Raw genomic sequence first — 16703 nt, 5'->3', positions numbered from 1 at the left:
ACATCAGCCGCAGGATCTCAGTAGACTCGCCGGGGTGAGTGAGACGACCGAGCTGCCCGATTCCGAAGCCCTTCAGGTCCTCCGGCGGGTGTTCGGGTACGAATCCTTCCGCGGTGAGCAGGCCGACATCATCGAAACCGTCGTCGCGGGCGGCGACGCGCTGGTGCTGATGCCGACCGGCGGCGGCAAGTCGCTGTGCTACCAGATCCCGTCGCTCGTCCGGTCCGGCGTCGGCGTGGTGATCTCGCCGCTGATCGCGTTGATGCAGGACCAGGTGGACGCGCTGACAGCGCTCGGAGTACGGGCGGGATTCCTGAACTCCACGCAGGACTACGAGCAGCGGCGTGACGTCGAGCAGGCGTTCCTGGCCGGCGAGCTCGACCTGCTGTACCTGGCACCCGAGCGGCTGCGGGTGGAGGCGACCGTGCGGCTGCTCGACCAGGGCAAGATCGCGCTGTTCGCGATCGACGAAGCGCACTGTGTGTCGCAGTGGGGCCACGACTTCCGGCCCGACTACCTGATGCTGTCCGAGCTGCACGAGCGCTGGCCCGACGTACCTCGGATCGCGTTGACCGCGACGGCGACCGAGGCGACGCATCAGGAGATCGCGACCCGGCTGAAGCTGGACGAGGCGAAGCACTTCGTCGCGAGCTTCGACCGGCCGAACATCCAGTACCGGATCGTCCCGAAGGACAGCCCGCAGCGGCAGCTGCTCGACCTGCTCCGCACCGAGCACGCCGGCGACGCGGGCATCGTGTACTGCCTGTCCCGCAACAGCGTCGAGAAGACCGCGGCCTTCCTGACCCAGAACGGGATCGAGGCCGTGCCGTACCACGCGGGCCTGGACAGCCGGACCCGTGCGACGAACCAGGCGCGGTTCCTCCGCGAGGACGGGCTGGTCGTGGTCGCCACGATCGCGTTCGGGATGGGGATCGACAAGCCGGACGTCCGGTTCGTGGCGCATCTCGATCTGCCGAAGTCGGTCGAGGGGTATTACCAGGAGACCGGTCGTGCAGGGCGGGACGGACTGCCCTCGACCGCGTGGCTGGCGTACGGGCTGCAGGACGTCGTACAGCAGCGGAAGATGATCGACACGTCCGAGGGCGACCTCGCGCATCGACGGCGGCTGGGGTCGCATCTCGACGCGATGCTGGCGCTGTGCGAGACCGTGCAGTGCCGGCGGTCGCAGCTGCTGGCGTACTTCGGTCAGCAGGGTGACTCGTGCGGGAACTGCGACACCTGTCTGACGCCGCCGGAGTCGTGGGACGGGACGATCGCGGCGCAGAAGCTGCTGTCGACGGTGTTCCGGCTGCAGCGCGAGCGCGGGCAGAAGTTCGGCGCCGGGCAGCTGATCGACATCCTGCTCGGCAAGGAGACCGACAAGGTCAAGCAGTTCCGGCACAACGAGCTGACAGTGTTCGGAATCGGCACCGAGTTGAAGGACACCGAGTGGCGCGGGGTGGTCCGGCAGTTGCTGGCGCTGCGGTTGCTGGCGGTCGAGGGTGACTACGGCACGCTCGTGCTGACCGAGGAGAGCGGCGAGGTGCTCGGCAAGCGGCGCGAGGTGATGATGCGCCGCGAGCCCGAGCGCGTCAGGTCCTCGAGCAGGTCGTCGGGCGGGAAGAAGGCGGCGGCCGACCTGCCGCCGGAGGCGGCGCCGGTGTTCGAGCGGTTGCGCGCGTGGCGGGCGGCCGTGGCCAAGGAGCAGGGCGTTCCGGCGTACGTCATCTTCCACGACGCGACACTGCGGCAGATCGCCACCGACCAGCCGTCGTCGCTGACCGAGCTGGGCACGATCAGCGGCATCGGCGAGAACAAGCTGACCAAGTACGGCGACGGCGTGCTGGAGACATTGGCCTCTGAGTGATGTCGATTCTCCTCCAGGGTCTTCGACGCGAAGATGACGGCGCGGATCAGCCGCGCCACCGGATCGAGGAGCATGCTCATGTCTTCATCCGTGCTGTTGATGTCGATCTCCGCCGACGGCTACATCGCGGGGCCGGACGACCGGCCCGGCAACCCCGGCGGCGACGACTTCATGCGGTTGCACGAGTGGTACCTGGACGCGGACGGCAAGGTGGGCCGCCCGGAGGGTGAGCCCGGCGAGATCTGGGACGAGCTGAACGCCACAGGCGCGGTCCTGGTCGGCCGTCGTACGGCGGAGCAGGTCGACTACTACGGCGGCGACCATCACGGCGTACCGCTCTTCGTCCTCAGCCGCGACCCGTCACCGGTGGACTACGAGAACGTCCACGTCGTGGGCGACATCGAGACCGCGATGGCGCAGGCCAAGGCAGCGGCCGGCGACAAGGACGTGCTGGTCCACGGCGCCGTCACGGCACAACTGGCACTGGCGGCCGGGGTCCTCGACGAGCTCCAGCTCAGCCAGGTTCCGGTCCTGTTCGGCAGCGGTCTGCGGCTGTTCGACGTACTCCCCGAGCGCGTCGAGCTCGAGATCGTCCGGGTGATCGACACTCCGCGCGCGACGCACCTCCGCTACCGGGTACGACGCTGATCAGCTGAGCAGCGGTTCGAGCTCCTTGGCCAGGTCGGCCATCGGTCGGTCGACGCTCCGTCCGCCGTCGGCGAGGATCACAGCGATCGACACCCGCTCGCTGGGGATCACGACCAGCAGGCTGGTGTGGTCAGGCATGTCGCCGCCGTGACCGTAGGCGTCCCCGATGCCGAACAGGCGCGTGAACCGCATCGTCCCCAGCCCGTACTCGCCGTCACCGTCGGTCATCTGACGGACCAGATCGGGCGGGAGGACGCGGCCGCCGTACAGCTCGTACCCCCAGCGAGCGACCGTCGGGGCGTCGGCGGCCAGTCCACCGGGTGCGGCCACCGCACTGGCGAACGCTCGGCACGGGAGGAAGCCGTCGGGCGCACCGCAGGACTCGTTGTTGTCGACGGCAGCAGGCGCTTGCGGCTTCTCCGCGTCCTGGAACGCCGCGTGCCGAAGCCCGGCCGGCGTGGCCAGGTCGCGCCGGAGCGCCGTGGCGAGCGGCTTGCCCGTGATCTTCTCGATCAGCATGCCGAGCAGCACATAACTGGGATTGCTGTAGCTGTACGGGCTGCCGGGTGGACCGACCTTCGCTGTGTGGAAGTCCAACGACTGCGCGAGCGTCCAGTGCCTACCAGGCGCCGCGGCGATCGCCCCGTCCATTGCTCCGTAGTCGGACGACTCGAAATCCGGAACGCCGGACGTCATCGACAAGTGCTGCCGAACGGTTGCGCTGTTGGAGGTCAGCCTGTGCTGCACATAGGCCGAGAGCGGCCGATCGAGGTTGAGCTTCCCGGCGCTCGCGAGCAGCATCACCTCCGCCGCGAGGAACGTCTTCGTGATGCTGGCGACCGCCATGCTGGTGTCCGGGCGCAACGGCGTACCGCGGATGTCGGCACCGGCAGCGCCCGACCACACCCAGCGGTCGGTGACCACCGCTGCAGTGACGCCTCGCGAACCTGACGGGCTGTCCGGGAACGTAACGATCTTGTTCAGCACGTCCTGCAGTACCGCGGCCCGCCCCGGGTCGAGCGTCTCCGTCCCCGGATCCGGAAAGGCCGTCTGCGCAGGGCTGTCCGGCGCGGGTCCCGGTACCTCTCCCCCACCAGAGCACCCCACCACCAACGCAATCACCAGGAGGGCGGCTGCGTTCCACCTCATCCTCCGATGATGGCACCAACTACGGCGTCCAAGTGACCGTTGGAGCGAGTATCTGCGGCGCGGTCTTGAACGGCGTCAAACCCGGTTGTTGTCCGTACGCCGTTGTGGCGCGGCGACCTCGAGTACGACGAGACCGCCCGCCAACTGCCCCTCCAACGCGTCGGCGAGCCCGAGGACACCGCCGCCGCCTACGTCTACCTGATGAACCAGCCGTACTCGACCGGCTCGATCGTCAGCGTCGATCGCGGAGACGTCCTCGTCTGAGTCAGGCCTGAGAGATGTAGAGGCGGTTTCCGTCGGGGTCGCGGAGGCTGAACATCGGCGGGACGCCCGGCCACTCCAGCAGTTCGTCGGTGTCGACGCCGGCCTCGAGGAAGTGCTCGTGAGCCGCCTTAGCGTCCGGGCTGGCCATCCGGATGCCGGTGTCGACGCCGGCCGGGTTGCCCTCGCTCGCCGGCACGAGCGCGATGCTCGCCGCCGACCCCGACGGCGCGACCACGATCCACCGCCCGCCGAGCTGCGGCAACGGCGCATCCATCAGCACCTCGAACCCCAGAGTCTCGGCGTAGAACGCCACCGCCCGATCCTGATCCGCCACCGCAACGCCAACCGTCCTGATCTCGCTGATGTACTTCATCCTGATTCTCCTTCTCCTGAAGAGGTGCTTTCACTCAGGAGGTAGAACCAGATCCACACTTTTCGACATCACCCCAAAAGAAATCTCGCACAAGAACAAGCACCGATCGCACGCACCTGACACTCGACTACCCGCTGTCTGGGTGCTGATCAGCCCATTCCGGGCTCGCACGACAGGTACGCGTGTGTCGACACCCGGTATTACCTGTCCCCAGCCACCAGCACCCACCCCGCCGCATCCGTGGGTGGTTTGCTCCCGGCCGGTGCCCGTGGGTGCCGTGCGTGGCATGTGCTGGTAGGCGGATCTGGGGAGGATTTCCTGCCCGATCCGGGAACAAAACCTCCCCAACCCAACCCCCCGCTTCCCAGCTGACGTGGTGACGGCGATGGGGCGGTCGTTGGTGGAGGGTTTTGCTGCGATAGCGCCAGAAACACTCCACCGATGTACGGGAAACCCTCCACCAATGCAGACACGACCGCGACCAATGGCCGGCAAACAGCGGGGGCCCGCGGCGGGACGTTCGGCTCGGCCGGAAGCCCTGACCCGCGACCGGCCGAGCCCACGGATCAGTCAGAAGAGCCGGATAACCCGGCCTGTGCGGACAGCGCTTGGGGGCCGGGGCGGGCGGGTCGGTTCGAGTGTCGCGCGGAACGCCTGCCTTGGCCGGGATCGCGTCGAGTCGTGGCGTTTGGTTGGCCGCTGGAACGTCGAGTCGTGGATCGGGGCTGCGGTTGGCCGCCGAAATCCACGACTCGAGGAAACGCTGGTGATTGCGGCACGCTCGGCGCGCAGCACTCGTGCGCGCGTTCGTGGTGGGGGACGGCTGGCTTGATGTGAGGTCGCCGGCGTTGTTGCTGGGGGCAAGCAGCGGCTTTTGGTGGACGCCGTGCGGGCGGACGAGATGGTACGTCGACGGGGACGGCGCGGGCGCTGGATTCGCAGAGAAGCCCCGGACCGCCTGTGGTCAGGCGGTCCGGGGCTTCTTGCTGGAGCGTGGTTACTTGGCGACGACCCGGAGGGTGATTTCTGCTTCGCCGTCGCCGGTGGAGCGGGTGACGATGCCGGCCGAGCGGAGCGCGGCCAGGTCCTTGTCGTCGGAGAACCGGTCGCTGACGGAGCCGGCCGCCTCGAAGTCGACGTACCCGATCATCACCGCGCCCTTGGTGTCGGGCAGCGCCTGCTTGAAGTTCTCCGTCGAGCCGAGGTTGCCGCCCTTCAGCACCTGCTCGGCGTAGTCCTTGCTGGTCGAGACGACGAGCGTGTCGTCGTCCTTCGCGGTCTCGATCGGGATGTTGGCCGAGGAACGCTGCCGGAGCAGCGCGGTCAGCTTCTGCACGACCGGCTCGGCCTTCGCCGGGTCGGTCTCCATCCGGGCCGCGATCTTCGGGCCGTCCGCGGTGTCCTTGTCGATCGAGACCGACAGGTTCTTGCCCGCGAGGCTCTTCAGGTCGTCCGGCAGCTTCAGGCCGGTCTCCTGTGCGATCTTGTCGATCATCGGCTGCAGGTTCTCGCCGCCCGCCTTCTGCACCTGCGCCCAGGCGGTGTCGATCAGGTTCTCGCCACCGGAGATCGCGATCGCGCCGGCCGTACCGTCCGGCAGCTTCGTGACCAGGTCACCGGCGTCGGCAGCACCGACCTTGACGCTCTTGTCGCCGTGCGCGATGCCCTTCAGCTCGACGTACGACGCGTCGAACCGCAGCGCCACCGCGGCGCTGGCGTCACCGAGACCTGACAGCTGACCGGAGTCGACCTTGCCGCTGATCGAGGCCAGGCCCTTGGCGTCCGCCCAGCCCGAGATGAAGCCCTGCTCGCCGAGCTTGTCCATGTCCGCGCTGAACTTGGCGTTCTTGGTCAGCGGGTTGTCCTTCGCCGTTGCGACGGCCGAGTCGACGGTCGCCTGGTCCTCACCGAGGATCATGTAGCCGTTGCTGAACGCGCGACCGGGCTTCTTGTCCTCGTTCGCCAGCAGCTTGTCCATGCCCTTGGCCGCGGCGTCCTCGTCCGTGACCTGGACCGCGACCACCGGGACCGGCTCGTCCTTGCCCTCGGCCGGCGGCAGCGCGGCGAAACCGGCGCGGTCACCCAGCCACGGCTTGATGTCCTTGGCGTAGTCGACGTCGGCGAGGTCGTCGCCGGCGGACTTCTTGATCTGATCGAACAGCTTCTGCTTCAGGTCGTCCTGCTCACCTGTGAGGCCGAGGTTGTCCTTCACCGACGGGAACTTCATCATGAACCGGATCGCCGCGACCTTCTGGCCGGCGGACGGGTTCAGGTCCACGCGGACGTAACCGACCGCGGTGCCCGGCAGGACGTCGGACGGCTGCTTGCCGCCGCCGCCGAGCTTGCCGTAGGCAAAGATGCCGCCGCCCGCGACCACCAGCACCATCGCCAGTGCGGCGATGATCGGGATCAGCTTGCCGCGCTTCTTCTTCGGCTCCGGCTGCCACTGCTGCGGGCCGCCGAACCCGGGGCCCTGCGGCGGCTGCCCGCCGACATGCATCTGCTCGTACGACGCCTGACCGGGCTGACCCGGCTGGCTCGGCTGCCCGTATCCACCCTGGCCGTACGGCGCACCGCCGTACTGCCCGCCCTGCTGAGGCTGGGGCGCACCGTGCTGGGGACGCTGGGAAACCTGCGGGCCTTGGGGACCGCCGTACTGCGGGCCGCCCTGCTGAGGACCACCCTGCTGCGGGCCGCCGTACTGCTGGCCCTGCTGTGGGTGTTGCTGCGGGTACCCCTGCTGGCCGGGCTGCGGACCCTGTGGGCCGCCCTGCTGGCCCTGCGGCCAGTGGTTCTGCCCCTGCGGGTTCTGCCCCTGCGGCGGACCGTACTGCGGCTGCTGACCGCCGGCACCTGGGTACGTGGGTGGTTGGTTCTGGTCGGACATATGCTCCCTCGCTGGCTCCGGTGGCCTCACCGCCGGACCTGCAAAGGCTAGTGGACCGGCGGTCCAGAGTCGGACGCAGCAGGTTGCGAAGTGGTTGCAACCGGGTCCGCGCGCCAGGTGGTGGCCGCGATGATCGCGCAGGCCAGTGCGGCGCCGACCAGCCAGGCAGCCGCCGGAGTCCAGGTGTGCAGCTCCAGCGGGGCGGAGACCAGATCCCCCGGGTGAGCGGCCCGCAGCCGCGGATCGAGCGGGTCGTGCCCGAGCAGCATCCCGACGCCCCACGACACTCCGGCGCCGAGACACGCGCCGAGCGTCACGATCGCGACCGACCACGGACCGTAGTTCCGCAGCCACCAGAACAACGCGGCACCGAGCACCACGGCCGCCACGAACCCGATCGCCGTGAACGTCCCGTCCGGCCCGAAGATCCGGGTCATCTGCTCCTCGCCCAGCGCCCCACCCTGCTCGTCCACGGTGTACTGCGCCAACGGCGAGAACTGCTGCCAGCCCCACCCGGCCACCACCCCGGCGACCAGGAACACCACCACAGTCACCAGAACCGCCTTGGCCCACGGCAACCGAGCCTCCTCCACCACCGGCGCCCCGAACGGGCTGAACGACGGCGGTGCCAGGTACGGCGACGACTGGGACGACTCCGGTTGACTCACGACGCCAGTGTGACGCATGGGTTCCACAATCGATCAGCTGGCCAGGCAGGAGGGGCCCAGGAGGGCTTTCAGGTCGGCCATGAGGGATGAGGTGGGGGTTACGCGGAAGCGGTCGCCGATGCGCATCACGGTGGTTTTCTGGCGGGCCTGGAGGCGTAGGTGGACCTCGGTCATGCCGGGGTGGGAGGTCAGGATGTCCTTCAGCTGGTCGACGACCGGCGGCGTGCAGCGGTTGACCGGCATCGTGAGGACGACCGGGCCGCTCGGGCCTTCGGTGAGGTCGGGGACGACAACCTCGTCACCGCTCAGTTCGAGACGGTCCTCGCGGCGGCGTACCCGGCCCTTCATCAGGATGATCGCGTCGTTGGTGAGCAGGTGCGCGTGCAGCTGGTACGCCGAGGAGAACATCATCACCTCGATCGAACCTTCGAGGTCCTCGATGGTGACGATCGCGTAGATGTCGCCGCGCTTGTTCACCTTCCGCTGGACCGCGGTCACCAGGCCGCCGATCGTCACCCGGCTGCCGTCCGGCCGCTCCTCGTCCGCGAGCAGCTGACCGATCGTGCAGTCGCTGCCGTTGGTGAGCACGTGCTCGACGCCGAACAGCGGGTGGTCGGACACGTACAGCCCCAGCATGTCGCGCTCGTGCGCCAGCTTGGTGGCCTTGTCCCACTCCTCGATCTCCGGGACCGTCACCGTCAGGCGGCTGTTGCCTTCGCCCTCGTCCGCGTCGTCGTCGCCCATCGAGAACAGGTCGAACTGGCCGTGTGCCTCGTTCCGCTTCAGGTCGATGGCCTCGTCGACGGCCTGCTCGTGCACCGCGACGATCGCCCGCCGGGCGTGGCTCATCGAGTCGAACGAGCCGGCCTTGCCCAGCGACTCGATCACGCGCTTGTTGCAGACCGGCAGCGGCACCTTGTCGATGAAGTCGACGAAGTCGGTGAACCGGCCCTTCTCCTCGCGGGCCCCGACGATCTCGGCGACCACGTTCACGCCGACGTTGCGGATCGCGGACAGGCCGAAGCGGATGTCGGTGCCGACCGGGGTGAAGTTCGAGTCGGACTCGTTGACGTCCGGCGGCAGCACCTTGATGCCCATCCGGCGGCACTCGTTCAGGTAGATGGCCATCTTGTCCTTGTCGTCCTTCACGGACGTCAGGACGGCGGCCATGTACTCCGCCGGGTAGTTCGCCTTCATGTACGCGGTCCAGTACGAGACCAGACCGTACGCCGCGGAGTGCGCCTTGTTGAACGCGTAGTCGGAGAACGGCAGCAGGACGTCCCACAACGCCTTGATCGACGCGTCGGAGAACCCGTTCGACTTCATGCCCTCTTCGAAGCCGACGTACTCCGCGTCCAGCACCTCGCGCTTCTTCTTGCCCATCGCCCGGCGGAGCAGGTCCGCCTTGCCGAGCGTGTAGCCGGCCAGGCGCTGGGCGATCTCCATCACCTGCTCCTGGTACACGATCAGGCCGTAGGTGACGCCGAGGACCGGCTCCAGCGCGACCGCGAGCTCGTCGTGCGGATAGCTGATCTCCTGCTGCCCGTTCTTGCGGAGCGCGTAGTTGGTGTGGCTGTTCGCACCCATCGGGCCCGGCCGGTAGAGCGCCGTACTTGCGGAGATGTCCTCGAAGTTGTCCGGCTTCATCAGCCGCAGCAGCGCCCGCATCGGCCCGCCGTCGAACTGGAAGACGCCGAGCGTGTCACCCCGCGCCAGCAGGTCGTACGTCGGTTTGTCGTCGAGGTCCTTGCTCAGCTTGTCGAGGTCGACCGAGATCCCGTGCGCGGCCTCGATGTTCTTGACCGCGTCGTCCATGATCGTCAGGTTCCGCAGGCCCAGGAAGTCCATCTTGACCAGGCCGAGCGTCTCGCAGCTCGGGTAGTCGAACTGGGTGATGACCTGGCCGTCCTGATCGCGGCGCATGATCGGGATCAGCTCGATCAGCGGCTCGCTGGACATGATCACGCCGGCCGCGTGCACGCCCCACTGGCGCTTCAGGTTCTCCAGGCCGCGGGCGGTGTCGACGATCTTGCGGACGTCCTGGTCGCCCTCGTACAGCTGGCGGAACTCGCCGGCCTCGGAGTACCGCTTGTGCTGCGGGTCGAAGATGCCGGACAGCGGGACGTCCTTGCCCATCACGGCCGGCGGCATCGCCTTGGTGATCCGGTCGCCCATCGCGAACGGGTAGTCCAGCACCCGGCCGGCGTCCTTGATCGCCTGCTTGGCCTTGATGGTGCCGTAGGTGACGATCATCGCGACCCGGTCGTCGCCGTACTTCTCGGTGACGTACCGGATCACCTCGGGGCGGCGACGGTCGTCGAAGTCGATGTCGAAGTCGGGCATCGACATACGTTCCGGGTTCAGGAAGCGCTCGAAGAACAGACCGTGCAGCAGCGGGTCCAGGTCGGTGATCTTCATCGCGTACGCACACATCGAACCGGCGCCGGAGCCACGGCCCGGGCCGACCCGGATGCCGTTCGCCTTGGCCCAGTTGATGAAGTCGGCGACGACCAGGAAGTACCCGGCGTACCCCTTCGAGACGATGACCTCGAGCTCGTAGTCGGTGCGCTTGCGGACGTCGTCCGGGATGCCGTCGGGATACCGGAAGTGCAGGCCGGTCTCCACCTCGGAGACGAACCACGACTCCTCGTTGTGGCCCTCGGGGCACGGGAACCGCGGCATGAACCGGCCCTCACCCTCGGTGAAGCTGACGTCGCACTGCTCGGCGATCAGCAGCGTGTTGTCACACGCCTCCGGGAAGTCCTTCCAGACCTCGCGCATCTCGGCCGCGGTCTTGACGTAGAACTCGTTGGCGTCGAACTTGAACCGGTTCGGGTCGGACAGCGTCGAGCCGGACTGGACGCACAGCAGCGCGGCGTGCGCGATCGAGTCCTCGGGCTTGGTGTAGTGCAGGTCGTTGGTCGCGACCAGCGGCAGGCCGAGCTCCTTCGCGAGCTTCAGCAGGTCGCCCTGGATGTTCCGCTCGATGCCGAGGCCGTGGTCCATCAGCTCGCAGTAGTAGTTCTCCCGGCCGAAGATGTCGCGGAACTCCGCGGCGGCCTCGACGGCCTGCTTGTACTGCCCCAGCCGGAGCCGGGTCTGCACCTCGCCGGACGGGCAGCCGGTGGTCGCGATCAGGCCCTGGCCGTACGTGTTCAGCAGGTCGCGGTCCATCCGGGGCTTGAAGTAATAGCCCTCGAGGCTGGCCAGCGAGCTCATCTTGAACAGGTTGTGCATGCCGGAGGTGTTCTTCGCCAGCAGCGTCATGTGGGTGTAGGCACCCGAGCCGGAGACGTCGTCACGGCCGGAGTTCGCGTCGCCCCACTTGACCCGCTTCCGCTCCGAGCGGTGGGTGTGCGGCGTCAGGTACGCCTCGACGCCGATGATCGGCTTGACGTCGTACTTCTTCGCGGTCTTCCAGAACTCGTAGGCGCCGAACACGTACCCGTGGTCCGTGGTCGCGATCGCCGGCATGCCCATCTCCTGGGCGGTTTTGAACAACTCGTCGATCCGCGCGGCGCCGTCCAGCATCGAGTACTCCGTGTGCACATGGAGATGCACAAAACTGTCGCTGGACGCCATATCGACGCAGACCTCCCAGGGCGCGATTCAGGTGGACCCGCACAGCCTATGCGGGCCCGGGGACAGTTCTGAATCGGCTCACCGGCGAGCCCGCCACCGCCCGCTATCCGGGCGTGGAACACACCACTTCCACACCAGTTGTCCGGAGGGTGGAGCGGCCGACCTGGCGCCGAGCAGGGGGTCTCAAGAACGCCAGGTCAGCCGGTTCAGGGGGTCGCCGCCGCGACCATCACGTGCACCGCGCCGTGGTGCTCCAGGTCTCGTCTCATCACCTGGAGACCGCCATCGGTCAGGTGCTGCGGGGTCGGCACCACCACGACCCAGACGTCGTTGTCGCTGCGGACCTCGTCCAGCAGCGCCTCGAACGCGGCCGGCGCGGTCCGCGGGTCTTCGAGATAGACGGTGCCGAGGGCGAGCCCTTCGGCCAGGGCGAACGCCGCCAGGTCCACTTTCGCCGCAGCGATCTCGTCGGTCGTCGTCCGCACCCGTGCCCGGATGTATCCGAGAGCCAGCGGCCGCGTCACGCCTCGCCCTCCAACAGGGCCCAGACGGCACTGTTCGGAGGGAGCTTCTCGCCGGCCTCAGGGTTGCTGGCGAGGAGCAGGGGGCCGTCGACCGGGTTGCAGACCGGCTTGGGCGAGCAGTTGACGACGCACGCGAAGCCGTCGCCGCGGGTGAACGCCAGTACGCCGGGCTCCGTCGGCAGCCAGCGGAACTCGTCCGACCCGAGTGTGGGGAGGCGGTGGCGCAGAGCGAGCGCCTCCCGGTACAGGTGCAGCATCGAGTCGCCGCGATCGAGCATCCGGTCCACCGCGTGCTCCGCGAACCAGTCCGGCTGCGGCAACCACGTCGTACCGGCCGAGCCGTCCGGGGAGAAGCCGAACACGTCATGCTCCGCGGTCCACGGCAGCGGGACGCGGCACCCGTCCCGTCCTCGTCGGACCCCGCCGGTGCGGTGGAACATCGGATCGGTGAGCAGGTGTTCCGGCAGGTCGGTGACCTCCGGCAGACCGAGCTCCTCACCTTGGTACAGGTACGACGATCCCGGCAGCGCCAGCATGAGCAGCGCGGCCGCCCGGGCCCGGGCCAGGCCGAGTTCGAGATCGCCGGGTCCGGTACCTGGTGCACCTCCGGCATACCGGGTGACCGACCGCGGCATGTCGTGGTTGTTCAGCACCCAGGCGACGGAGGACCCGGACCCGGCGATCGTCCCGAGGCCCCGGTCGATCACGTCGTACAGCGCCGGCGCGTCCCAGTCGGCGCGGAGGAACTCGAAGAAGAAGGTCTGGTGCAGCTCGTCCGGACGCTGGTAGCGCGCGAGCTGCTCGGTGTCGAGCAGGCCGACCTCGCCGACCAGGACCCGCTCCCTGCCGGTCCGCCGCGTGTACTCCTCCGCGATGGCTCGCCAGCTGCGCCACACGTCGTGCACCTCGGGCTGGTTCCAGGCGTGCGGGTTGATCGGGTCGCCGGTCAGCTCGTCGTGGCCGGCGTGCTCATGGTCCGGGAGCCCTTCGGCCTTGTGCAGCCCGTGCGCGACGTCGATCCGCAGCCCGTCCGCGCCACGGTCGAACCAGAACCGCAGGACCTCCTCGAAGGCCGCCTCGACGTCCGGGTGCCGCCAGTTGAAGTCGGGCTGCTCGGCCGCGAAAGTGTGCAGGTACCACTGACCGTCGGGCACTCGCTGCCAGGCGGACCCACCGAAGATCGACCGCCAGTTGTTCGGCGGTTCGTCGCCCTGACCGTCCGCGAAATGAAAACGGTCCCGCTCCGGGCTCCCGGGACCGGCCGCGAGCGCCGCCAGGAACCAGCGGTGCTCGATGGAGCAGTGGTTCGGTACGACGTCGACGATCACCTTGAGGTCGAGGCGATGGGCGTCGCGGACCAGCCGGTCGAACGAGTCCAGCGTTCCGTAGTCCGGGTGGACGCCGCGATAGTCCGAGACGTCGTACCCGTGGTCGTGCAGCGGTGACGGGTAGAACGGGTTCAGCCACAAACCGTCGACGCCGAGGCTGCGCAGGTACGGCAGCCGGGCCCGGACACCGTCCAGGTCGCCGATACCGTCACCGTCGGAGTCCGCGAAGCTGCGCACGTAGACCTGGTACATCACCGCGTTCCGCCACCAACCGGGTGGGCAACTCGTCTCGGCAGACATCGGGGACCTCGGCAACGTGGGAGGGGACAACGTTGTCAGCAAGGATCCGCAGACCGGTCGGCGAAGGCATCGGGAGACCTACGTATTTCGGTACGTAGGTATCGCGGAAGCGTTACCGCTCGGGGTGCTCCGCCACCCAGCGGCCGACCTGGGCCCGGGAGGCGAAGCCGAGCTTGCTGAGGATGTGGTCGACATGGGTCTCGGCAGTGCGCTGCGAGATCACCAGGCGGGCGGCGATCTCCCGGTTGCTGAGGCCTTCACCGAGCAGTACGGCGATCTCGTGCTCCCGCCGCGTCAGCCGCCCGGCCAGCCCCGGCTTCGCCGCGCTCTCCCGCTCCTCCCCCAACGCCAGCGTGACCGCCTGGTCGAACGAGTACGCCGCACCCTGCGCGAATGCCGCGTCGAAGACGACGTCACCGACCGCCGCCCGGATGCGCCGCTCGGTCAGGTCGTCGAACTGGCTGTACGGCGTCGTCTCGTCGACATGTGCACCACTGGATCGCCATACCGCCCGCGACGCACCCATCAACCGGGCGGCCCGCTCATCCGGTGCGGCCGAGCCGGCGCACCACGAGAGCGCCTGCACGCAGAACCCGATCCCGGTCCGGTCGTTCAGCGGCTGCCACAACCGGATCGCCTCCCGGAACGACCGGGTCGCCTCGTCGAACCGATCGTGGTCACGCCACTGCACGAGCCCGACAGTCCACAGCGCATAGGCCTTCGACGAGTCCGCGCCCCGGGATGCGGCCAGGTCGTACGCCGCCTGACTGAACTCCTCCACCCGCGGATCGCCGAGGAAGAAGGTGGTCGCGGCCAGCAGGATCAGCGAGTCGAACTCGCCGAGCTTGTCGCCGACCGCACGGTACCCGGCCAGCCCCTCCTCCAGCAGGGTGATCGCGCCAGGCAGGTCGCCCTGGTAGAGCAGGGCATGCCCGGCGACCTCCGCGATCCGGGCGCGGAGCGGATCGTCGTCGTACCGCTCGGCGAGTTCCTTGCACTCGGCCAGCAGCGGGGCCAACTGGTCCGTCTCGCCGAGGAACATCGCCAGATAGCCGCCCGCCCAGAGCCCCAGGGCCCGCGCGGGCGTCGGCTCCGGCGCGGCACCGATCGCCAGGAGGAGGTACCGGTGACCTTCGCGGAGGAAACCGGCGAACCAGAAGTTCCACAGCGGTGCGGCGATCTCGACGGCGGCAGGGCCCTCACCCGGCTCGGCCAGGCAGAAGTCGAGCGCGGCCCGCAGATTGTCGTGCTCACGGCGCATCCGGATGAACCAGTCGGCCTGCCCCGGACCGAAGCTGTCGTCCGCCCACACGTCCACCAGCGCGCGGTAGTAGTCACGATGCCGCAGCTTGAACTCCCGGGTCCGGCCCGCCTCGGCCAGCCGCAGGCCGCCGTACTGGCTGATCGTGGTGAGCATGTCGTACCAGGCAACCGTATGGGCGGTGGCCATTGTGCGGGTGATGATCGACTTGTTCACCAGACCCGCGACCAGGTCGAGCACCTGCTGCCGTGGGATTCCGTCGCCGGAACAGACCTCCTCCGCGCCCTCGAGGTCGAAGCCGCCGGAGAAGACCGACAGCCGCTCCCACAGCAGCCGCTCGGCCGGTGAGCACAGGTCGTAGCTCCAGGTCACGGCGGCGTCCAGCGCTTGCTGCCGGACCGGACCGGCAGGCCTTCCACCGGACAGCAGCCGGAAGCGGTCCTCGAGCCGCTCCAGAATCTGCGACAAGGACAGCGTCCGCATCCAGACCGCCGCGAGCTCCAGCGCCAGCGGTACGCCGTCCAGTTGCCGGCAGACCTCGATCACCTGGGCCCGGTTGCTGTCGTCGATCTCGAACTCCGGCACCACAGCGCGCACCCGATCGGCGAAGAGCACCAATGACTCGTACTGACCCACATCGGCGTCCGGAGCGTCGGCCGGCGGCGTCGGCAACGGTGGCACCGCTAGCACCTGCTCACCTTCCACGCCCAGCACGTGCCGACTGGTCGCGAGGATCCGCAGCTGTGGCGCGGCGGCCAGCAGCTTGCTCGCCAGTACGGCGCAGGCCTCGGCCACCTGCTCGCAGTTGTCCAGCACCAGCAGCAGGTGCTTGTCCTCCAGGTACTCGGCGAGATCCGCGGTCGGGTCGGCCGATACCTGGCTCAGCTCGAGCGCTCCCGCCAGCGTGTGTCCGAGGAGGGCCGGGTCGTGCAGCGCGGCCAGTTCGACGAACCACACGCCGTCGGAGAAGGTACGCCGTACCTCGGCAGCCATCCGCAGCGCCAGGCGGGTCTTGCCGACTCCCCCGGTGCCGGTCAGCGTCAGCAGACGGCTGCTCGACAGCAACCGCCTCGTGTCCGCCAGCTCGCGACGCCGCCCGACGAAACTCGTCAGCTCAGCCGGCAACCGCCCACGAGCCGACGACGCTGGCTTCGACCCCGGCATGCCTCAGCGTAGGCCGGATTCGAACGCTTGAGACCGGCTCGGAGTGCACAGCTGGTCGAGCACCCCTAGACCAGCTCGCGACGATCGCCGTCGATGACGAGGGCCTGACCGTCGGTCAGCTTGACGTGCGGTACGCCGGTGCGGTCGTAGAGCTCGGCGACCTTCGCCAGCAAGTCCGTCTCGGGATGACCGGGTGAGTCGAGGTGGGGGACGATCGCGTGGTCGAGGACGCCGAGGCCGTCCCAGACGACCTCGCCGTCGACGGCGGTCGTGTCGTCACACAGCTCCAGACCACGCAGGCTGGGCGCCAGGACGCACGGTCCGGCGCTGTAACCGGCGTACACCAGTTCCTCGGTGCGGATCAGGTCCGGCAGGATCTGGTCGGCGCCTGAACGTGCCATGGCGACGCGGAGCACGAACACGTTGCCGCCTCGCACCCAGATCCCGTCGTACGCCGAGAGCCTGGCGCCGAGGTCGTCGGCGACCTCGCGCAGGTCGAGTTCCTCGGCGTCCAGACCCAACCCGGTCAGCCAGGTGATCTCGTCGGCGACCTTCTCCCGGCGTACTTCACGGGCCTCGGCGTCGATGGAGTTGCAGACGACCGCGACGCGTGCGCCAGGTGGGAGGAGGCCGACCAGGTGCTCGGGGTGATCGCCGAGGCGGAACGACGAGAGGTACAGCTTCACTG

At 68.6% G+C, this 16703-nt stretch carries 12 protein-coding genes; 3 read left to right on the top strand and 9 right to left on the bottom strand.

The features are described 5' to 3' along the window. The first annotated feature begins 34 nt into the window (after positions 1-34). The gene (gene recQ / locus OHB24_RS28675) at positions 35-1867 is read left to right on the top strand and encodes a DNA helicase RecQ (protein WP_327633961.1); all 1833 of its coding nucleotides are present in this window, start codon (positions 35-37) and stop codon (positions 1865-1867) included. A 78-nt stretch (positions 1868-1945) separates the two neighbouring features. Beyond that, a complete protein-coding gene (locus OHB24_RS28670) occupies positions 1946-2515 on the top strand; it encodes a dihydrofolate reductase family protein (RefSeq protein WP_327633960.1) in 570 nt (189 codons plus the stop codon). On the opposite strand, the gene OHB24_RS28665 is transcribed toward OHB24_RS28670, so the two are convergent. Then, entirely contained in the window at positions 2516-3664 is a 1149-nt protein-coding gene (locus tag OHB24_RS28665) for a serine hydrolase domain-containing protein (RefSeq protein ID WP_327633959.1), read from the bottom strand. A gap of 102 nt (positions 3665-3766) precedes the next feature. Here OHB24_RS28665 and OHB24_RS28660 point away from each other — a divergent pair, with 102 nt between their 5' ends. Then, a complete protein-coding gene (locus OHB24_RS28660) occupies positions 3767-3928 on the top strand; it encodes a hypothetical protein (RefSeq protein ID WP_327633958.1) in 162 nt (53 codons plus the stop codon). A 1-nt stretch (position 3929) separates the two neighbouring features. Here the strand turns inward: OHB24_RS28660 and OHB24_RS28655 are convergent, their stop codons facing one another. From OHB24_RS28655 to OHB24_RS28620, 8 genes are all read right to left on the bottom strand, one after another. After that, positions 3930-4301: a VOC family protein gene (locus tag OHB24_RS28655; protein WP_327633957.1), complete on the bottom strand. Its 372-nt coding sequence runs from the start codon at positions 4299-4301 to the stop codon at positions 3930-3932. Positions 4302-5298: 997 nt separating this feature from the next. Next, a complete protein-coding gene (locus OHB24_RS28650) occupies positions 5299-7188 on the bottom strand; it encodes a DUF3352 domain-containing protein (protein ID WP_327633956.1) in 1890 nt (629 codons plus the stop codon). Between the two features lie 47 nt (positions 7189-7235). Then, positions 7236-7856, bottom strand: coding sequence for a hypothetical protein (locus tag OHB24_RS28645; protein WP_327633955.1), 621 nt, complete (start codon positions 7854-7856; stop codon positions 7236-7238). 33 nt (positions 7857-7889) lie between these two features. Then, positions 7890-11438 (bottom strand): DNA polymerase III subunit alpha, encoded by a 3549-nt coding sequence (gene dnaE, locus OHB24_RS28640; RefSeq protein WP_327633954.1) that lies wholly within the window; start codon positions 11436-11438, stop codon positions 7890-7892. Between the two features lie 206 nt (positions 11439-11644). Continuing rightward, complete coding sequence (locus OHB24_RS28635; RefSeq protein ID WP_327633953.1) at positions 11645-11962, bottom strand: hypothetical protein; 318 nt, start codon at positions 11960-11962, stop codon at positions 11645-11647. After that, positions 11959-13590, bottom strand: a complete 1632-nt coding sequence (locus OHB24_RS28630) for a glycoside hydrolase family 13 protein (RefSeq protein ID WP_327633951.1) — start codon at positions 13588-13590, stop codon at positions 11959-11961. Before OHB24_RS28630 ends, OHB24_RS28635 begins: the two co-directional genes overlap by 4 nt. A gap of 112 nt (positions 13591-13702) precedes the next feature. Then, on the bottom strand, positions 13703-16015 hold the full coding sequence (locus tag OHB24_RS28625; protein ID WP_327633950.1) for an ATP-binding protein: 2313 nt from the start codon (positions 16013-16015) through the stop codon (positions 13703-13705). Between the two features lie 65 nt (positions 16016-16080). Next, positions 16081-16701: a Type 1 glutamine amidotransferase-like domain-containing protein gene (locus OHB24_RS28620; protein WP_327633949.1), complete on the bottom strand. Its 621-nt coding sequence runs from the start codon at positions 16699-16701 to the stop codon at positions 16081-16083. Positions 16702-16703 lie beyond the last annotated feature (2 nt).

The organism is Kribbella sp. NBC_00482 (genome assembly GCF_036013725.1).
In the GTDB taxonomy this organism is placed as follows: domain Bacteria; phylum Actinomycetota; class Actinomycetes; order Propionibacteriales; family Kribbellaceae; genus Kribbella.
This window is presented reverse-complemented; position numbering and strand designations above follow the sequence as displayed.